The organism is Hydrogenophaga sp. PML113, from assembly GCF_001777155.1.
Taxonomy (GTDB): Bacteria; Pseudomonadota; Gammaproteobacteria; order Burkholderiales; family Burkholderiaceae_C; genus Hydrogenophaga; species Hydrogenophaga borbori.
Genome location: NZ_MIYM01000010.1, coordinates 1 through 19,511, shown reverse-complemented (window position 1 = coordinate 19,511; position 19,511 = coordinate 1). Strand labels below are relative to the sequence as shown.

Annotated in this window: 20 protein-coding genes and 1 pseudogene; 12 read left to right on the top strand and 9 right to left on the bottom strand. The window is 68.4% G+C overall.

What is annotated here, in order from left to right:
* Positions 1 to 8: 8 nt before the first annotated feature.
* The 4 genes from BHU06_RS17700 to BHU06_RS17685 are packed head-to-tail and all read right to left on the bottom strand — an operon-like array spanning position 9 to position 4,587.
* Positions 9 to 923, bottom strand: coding sequence for a MoxR family ATPase (locus BHU06_RS17700; protein ID WP_070400534.1), 915 nt, complete (start codon positions 921 to 923; stop codon positions 9 to 11).
* Positions 923 to 1,714: a xanthine dehydrogenase family protein subunit M gene (locus tag BHU06_RS17695; protein WP_070400533.1), complete on the bottom strand. Its 792-nt coding sequence runs from the start codon at positions 1,712 to 1,714 to the stop codon at positions 923 to 925. The genes BHU06_RS17700 and BHU06_RS17695 overlap by 1 nt, the downstream gene beginning before the upstream one ends.
* A 21-nt stretch (positions 1,715 to 1,735) precedes the next feature.
* The gene (locus BHU06_RS17690) at positions 1,736 to 4,111 is read right to left on the bottom strand and encodes a xanthine dehydrogenase family protein molybdopterin-binding subunit (protein ID WP_070400532.1); all 2,376 of its coding nucleotides are present in this window, start codon (positions 4,109 to 4,111) and stop codon (positions 1,736 to 1,738) included.
* Between the two features lie 11 nt (positions 4,112 to 4,122).
* Complete coding sequence (locus BHU06_RS17685; RefSeq protein WP_070400531.1) at positions 4,123 to 4,587, bottom strand: (2Fe-2S)-binding protein; 465 nt, start codon at positions 4,585 to 4,587, stop codon at positions 4,123 to 4,125.
* 223 nt (positions 4,588 to 4,810) lie between these two features.
* Between BHU06_RS17685 and BHU06_RS17680 the strand changes: the two genes are divergently transcribed.
* Positions 4,811 to 5,728, top strand: coding sequence for a bifunctional GNAT family N-acetyltransferase/nucleoside diphosphate kinase regulator (locus BHU06_RS17680; RefSeq protein WP_070400668.1), 918 nt, complete (start codon positions 4,811 to 4,813; stop codon positions 5,726 to 5,728).
* A 42-nt stretch (positions 5,729 to 5,770) separates the two neighbouring features.
* Here the strand turns inward: BHU06_RS17680 and BHU06_RS17675 are convergent, their stop codons facing one another.
* Positions 5,771 to 6,277: a helix-turn-helix domain-containing protein gene (locus BHU06_RS17675; protein ID WP_070400530.1), complete on the bottom strand. Its 507-nt coding sequence runs from the start codon at positions 6,275 to 6,277 to the stop codon at positions 5,771 to 5,773.
* 75 nt (positions 6,278 to 6,352) lie between these two features.
* Between BHU06_RS17675 and BHU06_RS22880 the strand changes: the two genes are divergently transcribed.
* The 4 genes from BHU06_RS22880 to BHU06_RS17655 all read left to right on the top strand — a co-directional run bounded on the left by BHU06_RS22880 (position 6,353) and on the right by BHU06_RS17655 (position 8,206).
* A complete protein-coding gene (locus BHU06_RS22880) occupies positions 6,353 to 6,703 on the top strand; it encodes a hypothetical protein (RefSeq protein WP_070400529.1) in 351 nt (116 codons plus the stop codon).
* A complete protein-coding gene (locus tag BHU06_RS17665; protein WP_070400667.1) occupies positions 6,703 to 7,542 on the top strand; it encodes a restriction endonuclease in 840 nt (279 codons plus the stop codon). Before BHU06_RS22880 ends, BHU06_RS17665 begins: the two co-directional genes overlap by 1 nt.
* 72 nt (positions 7,543 to 7,614) lie before the next feature.
* Complete coding sequence (locus BHU06_RS17660; protein ID WP_070400528.1) at positions 7,615 to 7,884, top strand: type II toxin-antitoxin system Phd/YefM family antitoxin; 270 nt, start codon at positions 7,615 to 7,617, stop codon at positions 7,882 to 7,884.
* Positions 7,885 to 7,891: 7 nt separating this feature from the next.
* On the top strand, positions 7,892 to 8,206 hold the full coding sequence (locus tag BHU06_RS17655) for a CcdB family protein (RefSeq protein WP_070400527.1): 315 nt from the start codon (positions 7,892 to 7,894) through the stop codon (positions 8,204 to 8,206).
* 67 nt (positions 8,207 to 8,273) lie between these two features.
* Here the strand turns inward: BHU06_RS17655 and BHU06_RS17650 are convergent, their stop codons facing one another.
* Entirely contained in the window at positions 8,274 to 8,963 is a 690-nt protein-coding gene (locus BHU06_RS17650; protein ID WP_070400526.1) for a VIT family protein, read from the bottom strand.
* Between the two features lie 210 nt (positions 8,964 to 9,173).
* On the opposite strand from BHU06_RS17650, the gene BHU06_RS17645 reads away from it, so the two are divergent.
* The 5 genes from BHU06_RS17645 (at position 9,174) to BHU06_RS17625 (ending at position 16,836) form a co-directional block, all read left to right on the top strand.
* Positions 9,174 to 9,620, top strand: coding sequence for an OsmC family protein (locus BHU06_RS17645; RefSeq protein ID WP_070400525.1), 447 nt, complete (start codon positions 9,174 to 9,176; stop codon positions 9,618 to 9,620).
* A 224-nt stretch (positions 9,621 to 9,844) separates the two neighbouring features.
* On the top strand, positions 9,845 to 10,834 hold the full coding sequence (locus tag BHU06_RS17640) for a hypothetical protein (RefSeq protein WP_139147101.1): 990 nt from the start codon (positions 9,845 to 9,847) through the stop codon (positions 10,832 to 10,834).
* A gap of 134 nt (positions 10,835 to 10,968) precedes the next feature.
* Complete coding sequence (locus tag BHU06_RS17635; RefSeq protein ID WP_070400524.1) at positions 10,969 to 13,944, top strand: condensation domain-containing protein; 2,976 nt, start codon at positions 10,969 to 10,971, stop codon at positions 13,942 to 13,944.
* Positions 13,944 to 14,834 (top strand): DMT family transporter, encoded by an 891-nt coding sequence (locus tag BHU06_RS17630; RefSeq protein ID WP_070400523.1) that lies wholly within the window; start codon positions 13,944 to 13,946, stop codon positions 14,832 to 14,834. Before BHU06_RS17635 ends, BHU06_RS17630 begins: the two co-directional genes overlap by 1 nt.
* Positions 14,835 to 15,060: 226 nt before the next feature.
* Positions 15,061 to 16,836 carry an alkaline phosphatase family protein gene (locus BHU06_RS17625; protein WP_070400522.1) on the top strand — a complete coding sequence of 592 codons (1,776 nt, stop codon included), beginning with the start codon at positions 15,061 to 15,063 and terminating at the stop codon, positions 16,834 to 16,836.
* Positions 16,837 to 16,851: 15 nt separating this feature from the next.
* On the opposite strand, the gene BHU06_RS17620 is transcribed toward BHU06_RS17625, so the two are convergent.
* Positions 16,852 to 17,400: a hypothetical protein gene (locus tag BHU06_RS17620; protein ID WP_070400521.1), complete on the bottom strand. Its 549-nt coding sequence runs from the start codon at positions 17,398 to 17,400 to the stop codon at positions 16,852 to 16,854.
* Between the two features lie 74 nt (positions 17,401 to 17,474).
* Here BHU06_RS17620 and BHU06_RS17615 point away from each other — a divergent pair, with 74 nt between their 5' ends.
* Together BHU06_RS17615 and BHU06_RS17610 are read left to right on the top strand one after the other, a co-directional pair.
* The gene (locus tag BHU06_RS17615; protein ID WP_070400520.1) at positions 17,475 to 17,795 is read left to right on the top strand and encodes a hypothetical protein; all 321 of its coding nucleotides are present in this window, start codon (positions 17,475 to 17,477) and stop codon (positions 17,793 to 17,795) included.
* Between the two features lie 215 nt (positions 17,796 to 18,010).
* Complete coding sequence (locus BHU06_RS17610) at positions 18,011 to 18,460, top strand: carboxymuconolactone decarboxylase family protein (protein ID WP_070400519.1); 450 nt, start codon at positions 18,011 to 18,013, stop codon at positions 18,458 to 18,460.
* Between the two features lie 90 nt (positions 18,461 to 18,550).
* Here BHU06_RS17610 and BHU06_RS17605 read toward each other — a convergent pair whose 3' ends face one another.
* Entirely contained in the window at positions 18,551 to 19,348 is a 798-nt protein-coding gene (locus BHU06_RS17605) for an SDR family NAD(P)-dependent oxidoreductase (RefSeq protein WP_070400518.1), read from the bottom strand.
* A gap of 25 nt (positions 19,349 to 19,373) precedes the next feature.
* Positions 19,374 to 19,511: pseudogene (locus tag BHU06_RS22585) on the bottom strand (ketol-acid reductoisomerase); the annotation flags it as partial.

Below are 19,511 nucleotides of genomic sequence, written 5' to 3'. Positions count from 1 at the left end.
GCTTCCGCTCAGGCCACGTCCGGTTCCAGCAGCTGGTCGATCATGGGCAGCAGGGCGGCCACGTCCTCGCGCTGCTTGAACAGGATGCCCGCCGTGTCCTGGATCACCTCCGGGTCCAGCACCAGCGTGTCCAGCGCCACCAGGGCCTTGGCCCATTCCACGCTCTCGGCGATGCCGGGCGCGCGCTGGAAGGCGTTGGCGAACGGTTGCGCGCGCAGGCGCTCCACGAAGCGCGCGATCTGCTCGGTGAGCGCGGCGCTGGCCTGCGGCACCTGGCTGCGCACGATGGCGAGTTCGCGCTCGCGGTCCGGGTGGTCCAGCCACTGGTACAGGCAGCGGCGCTTCACCGCGTCGTTGAGGTCGCGCGTGCGGTTGCTGGTGAGCAGGGTGAGCGGCGGCGCCATGGCGGCGATGGTGCCCAGCTCGGGGATGCTCACCTGGTATTCGCCCAGGTACTCCAGCAGGAAGGCCTCGAAGGGCTCGTCGGCGCGGTCCACCTCGTCGATCAGCAGCACCGCGCCGGGCGGCGGCGTCTGCAGGGCCTGCAGCAGCGGGCGGCGGATCAGGTAGCGCTCCTGGTAGACCTCGCGCTCGATCTGCTCGGGCGTGGCGCTGTTCTGCGCCGCGCGCATGTGCAGCAGCTGCGCGGTGTGGTTCCACTCGTACAGGGCCTCGCGCTGCTCCATGCCGTCGTAGCACTGCAGGCGCAGCAGCGGGCGCTGCAGCACGCGCGCCAGGGCCTTGGCCAGCTCGGTCTTGCCGACGCCGGGCTCGCCCTCCAGCAGCAGCGGGCGCTGCAGGCGCATGGCCAGGAACACGGCCGTGGCCAGCGCGCGCGGGGCGTGGTAGCCCACGCCGCGCAGCGCGGCCAGCCAGCCGTCGATGTCGCGCGGTTCGGTGGAGGCGGCAGCGAGTTCGGGCATCAGCCGTTGGCCGCGGCCACCGCGCGCTGGGTCTGCACGCGGATCAGCTGCGCGCGGTACTCGGCGCTGGCGTGCAGGTCGGCGTTGAGCTGGCTGGCGTCGATCGCCACGCCCTGCACGGCCTCGGGCGTGAAGCCCTTGCCGAGTGCCGCCTCCAGCCCCGCGTGGCGGAACACGCCGTTGCCGGCGCCGGTGATGGCCACGCGCGCGCCGCCGTCGGTGAGCGCCACGAACACGCCCACCAGCGCGAAGCGCGAGGCCGGCTGGCGGAACTTGGCGTAGGCCGCCTTCTTGGGGATGGGGAAGCGGATCGCCGTGATCAGCTCGCCGCTCTCCAGCGCGGTGCTGTACAGGCCCTGGAAAAAGTCGTCGGCCTTGATCTCGCGCCTGTCGGTGACGATGGTGGCGCCCAGCGCCAGCACCGCGCTGGGGTAGCAGGCGGCCGGGTCGTTGTTGGCCACCGAGCCGCCGATGGTGCCCATGGCGCGCACCTGCCGGTCGCCGATGCCGCCGGCCAGCGCGGCCAGGCTGGGAATGGACGATTTCACGTCGGCGCTGGTGGCCACCTCCTCGTGGCGCGTCATGGCGCCGATGACTAGGCTGTTGCCCTCGCGGCGGATGCCGCGCAGCTCGGCCACGCCAGCGAGGTCCACCAGCGCGCCGGGCTGCGCCAGGCGCTGCTTGAGCGAGGCGATCAGCGTCTGGCCGCCCGCCAGCGCCTGCGCGCCGCCGCCGGTGAGGCGCTTGGCATCGGCCAGGGTCTTGGGTTGTTCAAGGGTGAAGGCGTACATGGTCTTGTCTCCTTGAATGAATCACTGCTTGGCGGACTGGATGGCTTGCCACACGCGCGAGGGCGTGGCGGGCATGTCGATGTCCTTCACGCCCAGCGGCGCCAGGGCGTCGAGCACGGCGTTGATGACCGCCGGCGGCGAGCCGATGGCCCCGGCCTCGCCGCAGCCCTTGGTGCCCAGCGGGTTGGTGGTGCAGGGCGTGCAGACGTGGCCCAGGGTGAAGCTGGGCACGTCGTCGGCGCGCGGCATGGCGTAGTCCATGAAGGAGCCGGTGACCAGCTGGCCCGTCTCGCGGTCGTACACGCAGTGCTCCAGCAGCGCCTGGCCGATGCCCTGCACCAGGCCGCCGTGCACCTGGCCTTCCACGATCATGGGGTTGATGATGGTGCCGAAGTCGTCCACCGCGGTGAAGCGGTCCACGCGCGTCTCGCCGGTCTGCGGGTTCACCTCCACCTCGCAGATGTAGGTGCCGCCGGGGAAGGTGAAGTTGGTCGGGTCGTAGAAGGCGGTCTCGTTCAGGCCCGGCTCCAGCTTGTCCAGCGGGTAGTTGTGCGGCACGTAGGCCGTGAGCGCCACCTGGCCGAAGGGAATCTTCTTGTCGGTGCCCTTCACGCTGAACTCGCCGTTGGCGAATTCGATGTCGGCGTCGCTCGCTTCCATCAGGTGCGCGGCGATCTTCTTGGCCTTGGCCTCGATCTTGTCCAGCGCGCGCATGATGGCCGCGCCGCCCACCGAGATGGAGCGCGAGCCGTAGGTGCCCATGCCGAAGGGCACGCGGCCGGTGTCGCCGTGCACGATGTCCACCTGCGACGGGTCCAGCCCCAGGCGCGAGGCCACCACCTGCGCGAAGGTGGTCTCATGCCCCTGGCCGTGGCTGTGCGAACCGGTGAACACCGTGACGCTGCCCGTGGGGTGCACGCGCACCTCGCCGCACTCGAACAGGCCGGCGCGCGCGCCCAGGGCGCCCGCCAGGTTGGACGGCGCCAGGCCGCAGGCCTCGATATAGCTGCTGTAGCCGATGCCGCGCAGCAGGCCCTTGGCCTTGCTGGCCTCGCGGCGCTTCGCGAAGCCGGCCACGTCGGCCAGTTCGGTGGCCTTGTTCATGCACGCGTGGAAATCGCCCGTGTCGTACTGCAGCGCCACCGGCGTCTGGTACGGGAACTGGGTGATGAAGTTGCGCCGGCGGATCTCGTCCTGGCTCAGGTTCATCTCCCAGGCGGCGCGGCTGACGATGCGCTCCAGCAGGTAGGTGGCCTCGGGCCGGCCGGCGCCGCGGTAGGCGTCCACCGGCGAGGTGTTGGTGAACCAGGCGTCCACCTCCACATACACCTGCGGCGTGGTGTACTGCCCCGCCAGCAGCGTGGCGTACAGGATGGTGGGCACCGCCGTGGAGAAGGTGGACAGGTAGGCGCCCAGGTTGGCGTCGGTGTGCACGCGGAAGCCCAGGAACTTGCCGTCTTTGTCCATCGCCATCTCGGCGTGCGTCACGTGGTCGCGGCCGTGCGCGTCGCACAGGAAGGCCTCGCCGCGCTCGCAGGTCCACTTGATGGCCGTGTTGAGCTTCTTCGACGCCCAGGTCACGGCCACGTCTTCGGCGTAGAGGAAGATCTTGGCGCCGAAGCCGCCGCCCACGTCGGGCGCGATCACGCGCACCTTGTGCTCGGGCAGGCCCAGCACGAAGGCCGTCATCAGCAGCCGCTCCACGTGCGGGTTCTGGTTGGCCACGTAGAGCGTGTATTCGTCGTTGGCGCGGTTGTACGAACCGATGGCCGCGCGCGGCTCGATGGGGTTGGGCGCGAGGCGGTTGTTGACCAGGTCGATCTTGGTCACGTGCGCGGCCTTGGCGAAGGTCGCGTCCACGGCCGCCTTGTCGCCGATGGCCCACTTGTAGCAGTGGTTGTCGGGCGCCACGTCGTGCAGCGCCGTGCCCTTGGGCGCGTCGCGCACGTCCACCACGGCGGGCAGGGGTTCGTAGTCCACCTCCACCAGCTCGGCGGCGTTCTTGGCGTTCTCCACCGTGTCGGCCACCACGATGGCCACGTGGTCGCCCACGTAGCGCACCTTGCCCTGGGCCAGGAAGGGGTGCGGCGGCTCCTTCATGGGCTGGCCGTCGGTGCTGGTGATGAGCCAGCCGCAGGGCAGGCCGGCCACCTTGTCGTTGGCCACGTCCTGCCCGTCAAAGATGCCCACCACGCCCGGCGCGGCCAGCGCGGCGGTCTTGTTGATGGAGCGGATGGCGGCGTGCGCGTGCGGCGAGCGCACGAACACCGCGTGCTTCATGCCCTGCAGCTGAATGTCGTCGGTGTACTGGCCGGCGCCGGTGAGGAAGCGGTAGTCCTCCTTGCGGCGCAGCGGCTCACCGATGTGAGGGAGTTTGGCGAAATCGATGGCACCCATGACAGCCTCCTTCACTTCATGCCGGCAGCGCCTTGCTGCACGGCCTTGACGATGTTGTGGTAGCCCGTGCAGCGGCACAGGTTGCCTTCGAGCTGCTCGCGGATCTGCGCCTCGTTGGCGCCCGGGTGGCGCTGGCACAGGTCCACCGCGCTCATCACCATGCCCGGCGTGCAGAAGCCGCACTGCAGGCCGTGGCACTCCTTGAAGGCGGCCTGCATGGGGTGCATGGTGCCGTCGGCGGCGGCCATGCCCTCGATGGTGGTGACCTCGCGCCCGGCCACCTGGGCCAGCAGCACGTTGCACGACTTGATGGCCTTGCCGTCCAGGTGCACGGTGCAGGCCCCGCACTGGGCCGTGTCGCAGCCGACGTGCGTGCCGGTGAGGCGCAGGTGTTCACGAAGGGCGTGCACCAACAGCGTGTTGGGTGCCGCGTCCACGGTCACGGCACGGCCGTTGACCTTGAGTTCTACGGGCATGGTTGTCTCCTGGGTTCGTGGGGAAGCCGGGGACAGTGGAGCACTCGGGGTCGGGAGGGGAGGGGTGGGTTAACCCTTGGAGTCCGGGGGCGTCAGGATTTGTTCTCAATTTGAGACGGGGAGCGCGGCGCGGCCACCCCCGGTAAAATGCCGGGTTATTCGAAAGAACCGCCATGGCCGCGCCCATGGAAGGCTTTCATTCTTGAAACCACAGGTGGTGAAGATGAACAAGCCTTTCATTTCTCTGTGCCCAGAGATCTCCCGGGCCAACGCGCTGACCCTCATGGACTGGCTGGAAGACGAAGAGGTCACGCGCTACCTCAGCGACTCGCGCCACGTCTCCCGCTTCATCGAGCAGGTCATTGGCCGGGTTCAACTGCCCATCCTCACCCACCTGTTCAACCAGGGCGGCCGCTTCTTCATGGCCTACGACCAGCGCGACGTGCCGGTGGGCTTTGTGCGCCTCGTCAAGACGGGGCAGGACGTCGAGATGGTCCTGGTCATCGGCAACCGCGACAACTGGGGCCGCAAGCTCGGCGCCAGCGCCATCCGCGAAGGCATGAAGCTCGCCTTCTTCGACATGCGGGCTGAAAAGCTCATCGCCAAGATCCACCCGGACAACACCCGCTCGATGAAGGCCTTTGTGAACAGCGGGTTTGCGCTGCACAGCGAAACGCCGACGGCGAAATCGCTGGTGCTGAACGCGGGGCGCTACCTCCAGCTGCTGCGCGAGCGCCCGGCGGCGCACATCGCCCCCATCCACATCACCGAAGCCGACAGGACGCGGCTGCGCCGCCTGCTCGACCTCGACATCGAACGCGGCGCGGACATTTTTGAGCTGGAACACGAGATCGAGCGCGCCATCGTCGTCGACCCCCGGCAGGTGCCGGACGACGTGGTCACCATGAACTCCAAGGCCTTGCTCCAGGTGGACGACGAGCCGCGGGAAGTGGCGCTGGTCTACCCCGAGGACGCGGACGACAGCGCCGGCAAGCTCTCGGTGTGCTCCGGCATCGGCACCGCCATCCTGGGCTACAAGGCGGGCGACGCCTTCAACTGGCGCATGCCGAACCGCACCTGCCGCATCCGCATCGAGAAGGTGCTGTACCAGCCGGAGGCGGCGGGGGATTTCCACCTGTAGGGTTGGCTGCGGCGCAAGCGCCGCCGAACGCGCGGCGTGTGGTCAGGCGGCGCTGTGAGGTGCGTCCTGCGAAGCCGAGGCCTTGCCCGGAACAGACAGGAGTTCTTCCAGCGTCAGGTGCAAGGGCACGGCCAGCCTCGCCAACGTCTGCAGCGAGGGGTTGCGCGCCTGACGCTCGATGTGCGCGATGACGTACATGCTGACGCCGGATTGCTGGCCCAGCGTCTCCTGGGTCAGCTTCAGCGCTTGGCGCGCTGAAACGAGGTTCTGCGCGACCACCTCCTCAATCACGCTGGCTCCCCCATCTCTGGGGACTGGCCTCGCAGCGAAAAGCGAACTGGTCGTGACACCCAAGGCCCCCGCCAGCTGGTCAACGGCGCTCAAGCTCAGTTTTGAGCTTCCCTTCTCCAGGTTGGCCACGAAGGTTCGGCTCAACTGCGCTTGCTCGGCCAAGGCACGGATACTCCAGTTGCCCTTCGCGCGGAGGGCGATGACGTTGGCGACCAAGATGTCGAACGGATCAACGGCTGGAGGGGTGGGCTGGGTCACTCCAAAAGTGTTCGCCTGGCATTTACCGGGGTGGCTTTCCTGAGGCAGAATTGAGTCTGTTTCAGAGGAACATTTATGTTCATCCCCGCCAAGGGCTCGGCCTCCGTTCTCCATCCCTCTCGCAGTACGCGCAGGCAGAACCACTGGCCCGTCGTCACCCGTGCCTTGGAGGCGCCGTGGTACCTGCTTGTGTACGACGTGCGCTGCTGGAGGGGACATAAGGTGTCGCAAACGTCCCTGGTGGCCTGTGACGAGGCGCTGGTGGACATGCTGGCCGTGATGGCGATGACCGATGTCCGAAGCATTGGTCGCCTCGATCGGCGCCACGGGTCTGGCCCTTGCTGGGGCCTGCAGTGGATTGATGCCTTGTGGAAGCCCGCTCCCGAGGAAGCCCGCAAGGTGACCTTGTCGACCTCGTGGCGCTGATGCCCTGGTGGGTGGGCGTGGCGCTCGCCCCGGTGGGCTATCTGCTGCTCCACTCGGTGGCCATGGCGCCGTCGGCACCGCTCACCCCGGGCGGCATCGGCCCTTCGCTGATTTGGGGCACCTGGCTCAAAGCGCTGGCCATGGCGGGCCAGTTCATCGTGCCCGTGGTCTGTCTGCTGGGCGCGTTGCTGTCCTTTCTGCAGCGGCGCAAGCGCCAGGCCCTGCATCAGCAGGTGCGGGATAGCAGCGCCGCCGACGCGCTGGAGCGCATGTCCTGGCGGGACTTCGAGGTCCTCGTGGGCGAGGGCTTTCGCCAGCGCGGCTACTCGGTGCAGGAGTCGGGCGGTGGCGGGGCCGACGGCGGCGTCGATCTGGTGCTGCGCAAAGACGGCGAGACCTTTGTCGTGCAGTGCAAGCAATGGAAGGCCTTGAAGGTCGGGGTGTCGGTGGTCCGCGAGCTGTTTGGCGTGATGGCCGCGCGCGGCGCGGCGGGTGGTTTCGTCGTCAGCTCGGGGCGGTTCACCGATGAGGCCGAGGCCTTCGCGCAGGGCCGCAACATCCGGCTGCTCACGGGCCCCGCCTTGCTGCAGCTCATTCGCAGTGGCCGGCCCGCCGCAGGGGCCTCCACGGCGCCCGTGCGCGCGGCCTCGGCGCCCCGCGCCGCGCAAGCCTCGACATCACCAGCGGCTGCGGGGGCGGCGTCGGCCGCCGCAGTGCCCGCCTGCCCGGTGTGCAGCCAATCCATGGTGCGCCGGGTGGCCAAGCGCGGCGCCAGCGCCGGCAGTGCGTTCTGGGGCTGCTCGGCTTACCCGGCCTGCAAGGGCACGCGGCCCTTGTGAGACAAGGCCTCGGCCTTCGTGTGCTGACGATTGCTGAATGGCTAAAATGGCCAATCTATTGAGGAGCCCGCCATGCGCGTCACCGCCACCGAAGCCAAGAATCGTTTTGGCAGCCTCTGCGCCCAGGCCAAGCGCGAACCGGTGTTCGTGGAGAAAGCCGGCCAGATCGACACCGTGATCCTCTCGGCCGAACAGTACCTGGCTCTGCAAACCCGACACGAGAAGTCCACGCGTGCCGCGCGCAAGAAGGCATTCAACGTCGAGTTTGGCGACTGGATCGCCGCCCAGAACGCCCGCCTCGAAACGCACGGCATTCCAGGTGCAGATTTGCGCCCTTGGTGAACAGCCGATGGCTCAGTACGACGTGTTTACCAACCCCAGCCACAGTGCGGCCGAGGGCATTCCCTATGTCGTTGTGATCCAGAGCGAGCTGCTCGATGCCCTGGCCACGCGGCTGACCATGCCACTGGCCGTGCTCGATTCGGTCAATAAGGTGCCGGCCGCACTGTGTCCGGTCATCGTGGTCAAAGGTCAGCGCCTGCATGCGCTGGCGCACTATGCCGCGCCCTTGCCTGCCAAGCTTTTGCGGCGACCGGTGGACAACGTGTCCATGCAGGCTAGTGCCTTGGTGTCAGCGATGGATGCCGTGCTGTCGGGCGTTTAGTTGGCGCGGGTCCGCCAGTCAATCGAACGTCGGTGAAGAGCCCTCGCCGCGCTCCTTGACCGAGCCTTCACGCAGCCACCCCGAACAGCGCCCCCACGCCCGCGGTCAGGCCCATGGCCAGGGCGCCCCAGAAGCTCACGCGCGCGGTCGACACCAGCAGCGGTGAGCCGCCGGCCTGCGCCGCGATCAGGCCCAGCGCCGCCAGGAAGAAGAGCGAGGTGCCCGCCACCCCCCACATGAGCGCCGACGCCGGCAGCAGCAGCACCACCAGCAAGGGCAGCGCCGCGCCGGTGGCAAAGGTGGCGGCCGAGGCGAGCGCGGCCTGCACGGGTTTGGCGGCCAGCGTGTCCGATATGCCCAGCTCGTCGCGGGCGTGCGCTTCCAGCGCGTTCTTTTGCATGAGCTGCGTGGCCACCTGCGAGGCCAGCGGGTGGTCGAGCCCGCGCTTCACGTAGATCGCGGTGAGCTCCGCGTGCTCCTGCTGGGGGTTGTCGGCCAGTTCGGCTTTCTCGCGGGCCAGGTCGGCGTTTTCGGTGTCGGCCTGCGAACTCACCGACACGTATTCCCCCGCCGCCATCGACATGGCCCCGGCCACCAGGCTGGCCACGCCCGCCACCAGAATGGCCTGGGTGCCGGCCCCGGTGGCCGCCACGCCCAGCACCAGGCTGGCGGTGGAGACGATGCCGTCGTTGGCGCCCAGCACGGCGGCGCGCAGCCAGCCGGTCCGGTGGGTTCGGTGTCGTTCGCTGTGTCTCATGGGCGTTGCGGCTGGGCCGGGTGATGGAGCGGAGGGGTGGGGTGGGTTCGATGTCCCGCGCCGCTTGGCGTGGGCGGGGCGGGCGCAGTGTGACACGGCAGGTGCCTTGGGTGGTGCGCCGCGGCGACCGGTATTGACCTGCCTCAAGCCTGGCCCGCCGCGCGCGCGCTAAGGTGTGGCCATCCCACACCACCGCACCCGCCCCTGACCATGAGCGATTCCGTCAGCGTCACCATCACCCGCCAGAAGAACTACCAGTTCCTCGTTGATTTTGGCGACGCCTTGCCCACGCTCAACGCGGACCTGCCCGCGCCGCTGGGCCAGGGCGAAGGCCCTTCGCCCGAGCACCTGCTGCTCGCGGCCGTGGCCAACTGCCTGAGCGCCAGCCTGTTGTTCTCGCTGCAGAAGTACAAGCAGGACCCGGGCACCCTGCGCGCCACGGCCACCGCCACCATCGGCCGCAACGAAGACAAGCGCCTGCGGGTCACGGGCGTGGACGTGGCGCTGAGCCTGGGCAAGCCCGCCACCGAGCTGGAGCACCTGGACCGCGTGCTCTCGCAGTTCGAGGCCTTCTGCACCGTCACGCAGAGCGTGCGCGCCGGCATGGACGTGCGCCTGACGGTGAGCGACGCCGACGGCCAGCGCTTGGGCGGCTGAGCCGCACCTGGCCCTTGGGCTGGCGTTCAGCGCGCGGCCCAGGGCGGGTCATGAACATTGAATCACTGTCCCCCATCAGTGGCGTGACACCTGTCCGTCGGGTTCCGAGAATTCGCGACCTTTTGACTTGAACGGGTGGGAAGGTGGCATCGCATGGGCTGCGCACCCATCGCCGAGCCAAGCGTTGCGCCATGGAAAGGAGCTTTCCTATGTGGGAGATGACAGTGGACTACGTCTTCTCGAATGACGCCAACGAAGCGCTCACCCGGCGCTTGTTGGAGATTCGGACCAATCCCTACAAGAGCTACGCCGGTTTTCGGTCCGACGTTCTGCGGGTGATGGCCGAAACCGGCCCCATCCCCGAGGACTTCCGCCGCTTGTGTTGCGCCAAAAGACGCGTCAATTCATTTGACGACCCGTACGTGCTTCTCAAGAACTGCCCGGTCGACCCCGAGCTGCCGATGCTCGACCTTGACAACCCGGTCGTCGACAAGCGAAACCGCAAGACCACCTACGTTGCCGAAGCCTTCTTGGTGCTCTATGCCGAATTGATGGGGCAGCAACCGATCGGCTACATCAACGTGAACGACGGCGATGTCTTTCAGGACATCCACCCGATGCGCTCGCTGATGGCCACGCAGTCCCAGAAGGCGGCCAAGTCCATCTTCTTCCACAAAGACCTGGCGAACCACTTTGTCCGCCCCGACTGGGTGAACATTCTCGGGCTGCGGGCCTCTGCGCAGAACGAGATCCATACCTCGTTCGTGCGCAACCGCGACCTGCTGGCGTACCTCGACGAGCGCGTGCTGAAGGGCCTGCGCGAGGAAAAGTTTCACACGCCCTACGACGACCTGACCCTGTCGTCGCCGAACAAGAGGCTGGGCCCGGCGCCCGTCCACCCCATCTTGGGCGGGGCGACCGACCACGACATTCGCTTCTTTGAGAACAGAACGGTCGGCCTCGACAGGGCCTCCCAGGAACTGGTGGACGAAGTCGTGCGTGCCCTGCATGCGCTGAAGAAGCGCCTGCTGATCCTCAAGGGCGACTTCGTTGGATCGGCGAACAATGAGTGCATTCACAACAAGGAAGTCGTGCGCATCGGCGACGAAGGCGCGGTCATGAACCGCTGGCTGATGAAGACGGTGAACGTCCGGTCGCTGGACATGCACAAGGTGCACATGCTGCAGGCCCAAGTCCGCATCGTGAACGGTTGATGGCGCACGGCGCGGCAAGCGTCCGGCCCAAGGCGACCGGGCGAACCCATTGAGAAACGGGACATTCGATGACACCTCCGGATTGCTTTCGGCTTGACCGCTGTGTCCAGCCTGCCCAGTGGATGCGAACCTGCGTGGAATGCGACGGCCGGACCCTGTCCTATGGCGAGCTGATCGCCCTGGTGGATGCGCGCGCGCGTGAGCTGGCGCCCCTGGTGCGCGACGGCGACGTCGTCGCCATTCGCCGCGAGAAATCCGAGCGGTATGTGGTCGATCTCCTGGCGGTCCTGTCGCTCGGCGCCGTGGCCATGCCCATCGACCCCCGCCTTCCCGACGCCCGCGTCCAGACGATGATGGACGCCGTGCCGCCACAAACCGTCATCACGGACGACGGCCTGCACGCGACGGGGTGGCCCAGTGCGATTCCTGGCCATCCGAACGACGGGGAAAGGCCCGGCTATGTCATGTTCACCTCGGGCAGCACCGGCCAGCCCAAGGCGATCCTCGGTTCGGTGTCGGCACTGGTGCATTTCGTCCGTTGGCAAGGTGCGGAGTTCGGCCTGTCGGCCGGCGACCGCGTCTCGTTCCTCACGCCAGTGGGGTTCGACGTGTCGCTGCGCGACATCTTCCTGCCGCTGCTGCACGGCGGGGTGCTGGTCATTCCCTCGGACCGGCACCTCGCGACGCCGCGCGCCACGGCGCACTGGCTGGCCGGCGAGAGGGTCACGGTCGTCCACGCGGTGCCATCGGTCGCCAAACTCTGGGCCCGCGCGATGGGCGATGCCGTTCCCCAGCTGCGGCTGGTCTTCCTGGCGGGCGAGAAGCTCTATCCCGCCACCGTGGCCGAGCTGCGCGCGGCGTTCGCGGGAACCACCGAGTACGTGAACCTCTACGGCCCCTCGGAAACCACGCTGGCCAAGTTCTTCTTTCGGGTGGGACGGGTCGATGCCGGTGACCCCGCACCGATCCCGGTCGGCCGCCCTCTGCCGGGCACGTCGTTCGGGTTCGGCGGCGCCGGCCCGGGGCGCGAAGTGGTGATCACTACGCGCCACGCCACGCTGGGCTACATCAATGCCCCCGCGGCCGAGAACGCGCGGTTCGCGCGCAACGGCGACGGGACCGTGTCCTACCGCACCGGCGACCTGGGCGAGGTGTCGGCCGCGGGCGATCTGGTGATCGTCGGACGGGCCGACGACGAGGTGAAGATCAATGGGGTCCGGGTTCACCCCAACGAGGTCACTCAGGCGCTGCAGGGCTATCCGGGTGCGCAGGACATCTGCGTCTTCGCCACCACGCCGCACGGCGGGTCCGAGCCACGGCTGGCGGCGGTCTGGATCGCCGGGCCGGCAGGCGAAGCCCTGCCCCACAACGCCCCGCGCGACCATGCCCTCCGCCATCTCCCGCAGGCCATCGTTCCAACGATCTGGCGCAAGGTGGCGGCGTTTCCCAAGAACGCCAATGGCAAGATTGATCGGGCGCGCCTGGCCGATCTGCTGGTGCCCGCCGACGAAGGGCGCGAGGCCGCCGCCACCGACACCGAAGCCTGGGTATGCCGCGCGGTCGGCGCGATCCTGGCATGCGAAGTTCCCCGCGCCACGGCCGACCTGTTCGGCCTGGGCGCCACCTCGATCCACGTGGCCTTTCTGATCGGCAAGATCGAAGACGAGCTGGGCAAGTCGCTGGCCTTTGCGGACGTCTTCGCCCTGGCCAGCCTGGCCGAGATCGCCGCGCTGATCGACCGTTCGCTCGCGCATGCGCACGTCGAGATTCCGCGCCTTCGCCGGGCTGAGACCTATGCCTTGTCGCCGCAGCAGCGCCGCTGGTGGAACATCTACATGCCAGAGGGCAACCGCTCCTGGGCGACGATGGTGCGGGTGCTGAAGTTCGACCATGCGGTCGATGCCAGACGACTCGAACGCGGGCTGCTTGATCTGTCGCGCCACCAAGATTCGATGCGGCTGAGCTTCGTGCAGCACAGCGGTGGCGTCCTGCTGAAAGAAACGCCTCTGATGGACGCCACCTCGCTCGACATCGAGGTGCACGATTTCTCGGGCCAGTCCGCCGAGGCCGCCGCCCGGATGCTGAACGCCCTGCGACTGGACGTGGCCAATGCCGAGATCCCCACGGACACCTGGCCGCTGTTTCGCGCCAGTGTCGCGAACCTGCCGGGCAGTCGGTCGGCGGTGGTGTTCGCCATGCACCACATGATCGGCGACGGCTTCTCGATGAACCTCGTCGAGACGCAGCTGCGCGGCTTCCTCGAAGAGGGCAGGGCCATTTCCGCCCCGTCGCGGTTCAACTACCTCGCCTATGCCGACTGGGCCGCCCGGGAGGAACCCCTGCGCTTCGGGCCGGGGTCCGACGCGCAGGCCTATTGGGCGCGGGTGTTCGCGACGCCCTACCGCAAGCACGTCTTCGCCGAGAAGTGGACCGGGCCGGGCCACGACCGAGGTCAGGGCTATTGCGTCAAGGTGCCCGATGCCACCCGCGCTGCGGTCAAGGCCTACGCGCGCGCGCACAGGGTGACCGAGTTCAGCCTTTACCTGAGCGCCAAGTTCCAGGCCCTCCACCGGCTGCTGGACCAGCCAGACCTCGTCATCGGCACGCCCGCCGCCGGGCGCGAGATCCAGGGCACCGAGGAACTCGTGGGCAACTTCATTTCGCTCGTCTGCGTGCGCAGCCACCGCGACGCTGGCCAGAGCGCGCTGGACCACGTGCGCCGGACCATGCAGGACGTCGCCTGCGCGATGACGCACCAACACTACCAGTACGACCGGCTGGTGGCCGACCTGGGATTGCCGTTCGAGCAATCGCGGTTTCCGCTGACCACGATCTTCATCAGCCAACTCAACTTCTGCGGCGCGGGCCGCAGCCCGCCCGACCCGAGCGAGTGGGGGTTCTCGGACCTCGGCTTCGCCGTCAAGTTCGACAAGATGTCCTACGTCCGCGAGCACGACGGCGCCACCAGCCTGCTGATCCAGTACCGCAACAACCTGTTCGATCGCGCCGACATCGAGACCTTCGCCTTGGCCTGGATCGGCGCGCTGGATGCTGTCGTCCGCACCGAAAGCCCCGACCAAAGCGCGGCGGTCCTCGAGGCCGCGGTGTGATGGCCGTTCCTTTCCTGGGCGAAGGCTTCGCCCTGGGCGCCTCGGTGTGCTGGGCCATCGGTCCCTTGGTGGCCTACAAGGGCGTCGAGGCGCTCGGCACGTTCCGGTTTTCGATGTACCGGTTCTTCACGGCGGCCCTGGCGCTGTTTCTCATTGCGTTCGCGCTCGGGGATGTCCATCTCGGCAACACGCGAGCGATGGCCTATCTGGCGGCTTCGGGCGTGATCGGCGTGGCCCTGGGCGAGGCGGCCCTGTTCCAGGCGGTGTTCCTGCTGGGGCCGCGCCGGTCTTCGGTCATTTTCGCGCTGCACGCGCCGCTGACCGCCGTTCTGGGCAGCGTCCTGTTCCGCGAAGCGGTGAAGCCCCTGACCGTTCTCGGCGTGACACTGGCTTTCGCGGGGGTGTATGCGGCTGTCATGTTCCGCGCGCCGACCGAGAAGGCCGGCGGTACGTATCACAAGCCCGCGACGGCCCGTCTGGGGTTCTTGCTGGTCGCCGTGGCGCTCGCCTGTCAGGTCGCCGGTGCGTTGCTGGCCAAGGAAGTGGTCGACGGGGTGGCGCCGTTCTTCGCCTCGTTCGTCCGGACCTTCGCTGCCACCGTCGCCTTCCTTCCCGTGTTCCTGGTCTTGCGGGGGGCGCCGCGCGCCAAGGGCAGCGCCCACCTGCCCATTGTCCTGGTGAGCGCGCTGGTCAGCACGATCGGTGGCATGACCCTTTTGCTGGCCGCGTTGGCCAGCGCAGGGATCGTCCGTGCCGTGATCTTGTCGTCGATGTCGCCAGTGATTTACATCTTCCTGATGTCGGTGTTTCGCGGGGAACGCTTCCCGGTGCTGGCCTGGATCGGCAGCATCATGGCCGTGGTCGGCGCCGCCATTGCGATTCTGGCTTGAGGGGAAAGCCCCCCCATTCCAGGACGACGTTCTCGCTGACGGCGGTGGTCATGGGCTGGCTGTCAGCGCGCCTGCATCAGCGCGTACATGCCGGTGGCCCCAGCGAGCAGGCCCAGAATGGCAGCGCGGCACATCCCCCATTCGTCCATTGCCGGTCGCCTGGGTCGTCGGAAACCGGTTCATGCTCGCCGGGCCGGCCCCACCCCAGGCCCGGACGGAGAACCCCATGAACGAGAAAGACCTGCTGCTCGGCCCCGTGCTGTCCTTCCGGGGCAGCGACGGGGGCACCTGGAAGGTGACCGCGCTCATCGGCCTGAAGGAGGCCGCGCCCATCCCCACCCTGGAGGTGGACGGCAAGCCGTGCCCCCAGCCCCGCGAGCTGCTGCTCACCTCGGGCGAGCGCTACCTGCGCTACGACCTGTCGTGCAAGCGGCTCAAGAACGAGCGTTTGGTGGGCTACGGCGTCGTCGGCGGGCCGCGCTGGGCGATGACCGTGCCGGCCAAGGACGAGGCGCCGCGAATGGCCTACGTGTCCTGCAACGGCTTCTCGGACCCGGCGGTGATGCGCAAGCTGGTGCGCACCTCCAACGCCGTGTGGGAAGACCTTCTGTTCAGCCACGACAAGTCCCTGCGCGTGCCGCTGCCCTCGGGTGAGCCCAAGCTGCTGGACAAGGAGCAGCTCTGGCACGAGCGCCGCATCCACGACAAGCAGCTGCAGCGCTTCCACCTCATGCTCATGGGCGGCGACCAGATCTACTTCGACGCCATCTGGGAAGAGATCGAGGCGCTGCGCCAGTGGGTGGCCCTGCCGCGCGCGGACCAGCTGAGTTTTCCGGTGACGGCCGCGCTGGACAAGAAGATCGCCGATTACTACTTCGGCCTGTACCGCCAGCGCTGGCTGCCCAAGGACCGCAGTTCCTGGTCCGCCCAGACGCCCGCGCTGGACGCGGCCACGGCCCTGTCGCGCATCCCCACCCTCATGATGTGGGACGACCACGACATCTTCGACGGCTGGGGTTCCTACAGCGGTGAGATGCAGCACAGCCCGCTGTTCCAGGCCCTGTTCCGCCATGCGCGCCGCGCCTTCTGGGTGTTCCAGATGCAGCACGCGCTGGACGAGCTGCCCGAGCTGCAGGACGCGACGCCACCGGGCTTCTCGACACAAGACCCGCTGTTCCAACCCATCGCGTGGAGCAAGGTCCTGGCCAAGGACCCGCTGGCGCTGCCCTTGCTGGACCGGCAGCCGGGCTTCACCTCGGTGTACTCGCTCGGCCCGCTGGCCGTCGTCGCGGCCGACCTGCGCACCGAGCGCTCGCGCAACCAGGTGATGGGCACCGACACCTGGCGCGAGATCAAGGCCTGGCTGGGCGCGCTGCCCGGCAGCGACAGCCCGGCGAAATCCAAGCCCTGCCGGCACCTGCTGTTCATGTCCTCGGTGCCCGTGGTGCACCCCAAGCTTTCATTGGCCGAGCTGCTGCTCGACAAATTCGGCGCCGACCACGTGACCGACAGCAACGCCGACGACCTGAAGGACCACTGGTCGCACGACGACCACGAGGGCGAGCGCAAGCGCCTGCTGGAGGTGTTCTCGGCCCTGGCCAAGGACAAGAAGATCCGCGTGTCGCTGGTCTCGGGCGACGTGCACGTGGCCGCCTGGGGCACGGCCTACCGCAAGGACCTGCCGGCCTCCGAGACCTGGTCGCAGATGCACCAGTTCACCTCGTCGGCGGTGGTGCACCCCTCGCTCATGGGCGTGATGGAGCGGCTGTTCCTGTCCTGGCTGAACGCCAGCGCCAAGCACCCGCAGGCCATCGACGTGATGTACGTGGCCGAGATGATGCTGTTCCCCGGCCACGACAAGCACGTGATGGCGGCGCGCAACTGGCTCGCGCTGGAGCTGGACGAGGGCGCGCCCGAGGGCTGCAAGCTGTGGGCGACCTGGCGCTGCGAAACGGAGACCAGCTTCTCGAACCACCTGCTGGCGGTGGCGCCGGTGCAGTGAGGCGGGCGGGCCGCCTCAGTTGTTCTTCTTCTCGGCGGGGGCGTGGTCCATCAGCGCCTTGAGCGTGCGCCTGGACACCTGGGCCTGGTAGTCCGCCCACCCGCTGGCGTCCAGCGCCTGCTTGACCGCCGCCGTGACCGAGTCGCCCAGCTCGTCGCAGAACTTGAAGGCGCGCTCCATGCCGGCGGGGCTCATGTTTGGGGCGCGGAAGGCCTGCTGGATCACCGGAATGTCGGCCGGCACGATGCCCATGCCCGTCAGGCCGGCGGTGTCCAGCGCATGCCGGCGCGCGGAGAGGTCGCGCATCCAGCCGAAGACCGTGCCGGCCCGCGCGCTGTCGGTGGACTTGAAGTACTCCTGGCTGAGGCTCTTGGTGGTGCGGTTGAAGAGCATGTCGCAGGCGCCGCCGATCTGCTGCAGGCTCTTCAACCCCTTGAGCTCGGCCGGCAGGTCCGGCGGCTGGAAGTCGAGCTTGCCCTGGTTGCCTGGGGTTTGGGCCCCGGCGGTGAACGACAGCGCGAGCAGGGCGGCGGCGAGGATCGGGGCGGCGCGATGGGGCTTCATGCGAGGGCTGGGGGACGGTTGGTATAGCCCCCGACGGTACACTGCCCCGGCCCTTGAAACGGGTGACGTTTTTCATGAACCTCTACGAAGTCATCCGCTGGGGCAACGACGCCGACGACCCCTTCACCGGCGGCCCCAACGGGCCGGACACGGGCTTCCTGGTGCGCGCCGGTTCGGTGGAGCAGGCGGCGGCCCTCGCGGACGAAGCCCTGCGCCGTGCCCGGCCCACGCGGGTCAGCGCCTGGGCCGGCGCGGTCTACCTGCTGGGCCAGGAACACAGCACCGAAGCCGACCCCCGCATCCTGCGCGGACCCTATGTGCAGCACGCGTACCGCCACGGCTGGCGGCAGTGGTGCCGGGACGAAGAGGGCGGGGCCTGGGTGGAGCGGGAGTGAGGGCGCTTGCCTGCGGTGCGCCACTGGGTTGGCGTGTCGGGCGTGGGGACCATTGGCGTGGTCCTGGCGTGGTCGAAGGCATCCAGGCCTTGGTGAGGCTCGTCTGCGGGGTGCGCATCGCCGCCGTTTGTCACAAGGCGCGGGTGCTGTCCGTCTTGGGTGGGATTGGCCGAGTGCTGGCCGTCAAAGACCACCCATAGAAAGGACTGAGCCTCATGAATCGCGCGAACTGGTTTGCTGTATCCCCCGAGGGCGCCAAGGCAATGGGCGCCTTGCACCACCATGTCGTGAACGGCACGAACCTGCCCAGCACGCTCATCCATCTGGTTTTCCTGCGTGTGTCGCAGATCAACGGGTGCGCCCACTGCATCGACATTCACACCCGCGACCTGATCAAAGAGGGCGTATCGGTCGACAAGGCGGTGCTGGTGCCGGTCTGGCATGAGGCCGAGTATCTGTTCACCGAGCAAGAGCGTGCCGCGCTGGCCTGGTCGGAAGAAGTGACGCGCGTGAGCGAAACGCATGCGTCCGACGAAGCCTACGCCGCGGCGCTGGCCGTGTTCGGCGAGAAGGATCTGGTGGACCTGACCCTGACCATCGCCGCCATGAACGCGATCAACCGGCTCGGCGTCAGCTTCCGCCTGAAGCCGCGCGCCAGGAGTTGAAGAGGCCTGTCGGCAGCGGCGGCCAACGCCGGGTCCGGGCCCGCCGCACCCAACGGCGGGCGCCTCGACACCCCAGATAAGACGGGCCCCTCAGACCCCGCCGAAATCCCGCCTGAGCGTGGGCAGGCCCACCCCCGCCGCATCGAAGCCGCCGTCCACCGCCAGCACCTGGCCGGTGACGTAGCTGGCCTCCGGCGAGCAGAGGAAGCCGATGCCGTTGGCGATCTCCTCTTCCGAGCCGTAGCGCGCGAGCGGCACCGCCGCGTGGTAGTCGGCGCGGATCTCCGCCGTGTGCACCTGTTGGGCCATGGCCGTTTCCACCGGGCCGGGCGCGATGGCGTTGCAGCGGATGCCCAGGCCCGCGAGCTCCACCGCCTGCTGCTTGGTCAGGTGGATGAGCGCGGCCTTGCTGGTGCCGTAGGCCACGCGCAGCGTGCTCGCGCGCAGGCCCGAGATGGAGGCGATGTTGACGATGGCGCCGCCCTGGCGGCGCATCACCGGCACCACGGCCTGGCTGCAGAGGTAGGCGCCGTCGAGGTTGGTGGCCATCACGTAGCGCCACTCCTCGAAGCTGGTCTGCACCAGCGGCTTGAAGACGGCCACGCCCGCGTTGTTCACCAGCGCGTCGATGCGTTGCCAGGTGGTGTCCACGGTCGCGACCACATCGGCCACCTGCGCCGGGTGGGACACGTCGGCGGGCAGGGCGAGCGAGCGGCCCGGCGCTTCCCATTCGAGTTGCTCGCGCGCCGCGTTCAGCGCGGGCGCGTCCTTGTCGACGATGACCACGCGCCACTGGCGTGCCAGGAACCAGCGCGCGCTGGCCAGGCCGATGCCGCGCGCCGCGCCCGTGACGATGGCGACCTTGTGTTCCTGTACGTCCTGCGGCATGGCGTGGGCGTTCCTTCGTTCGAAATCAGTTGCGGCTCTGGTCGACCAGCTTGTTCTTGGCGATCCAGGGCATCATGGCGCGCAGCTGGGCGCCCACCACCTCGATGCTGTGCTCGGCCGTGTTGCGCCGGCGCGCCGTCATGCTGGGGTAGCCCGTGCGCCC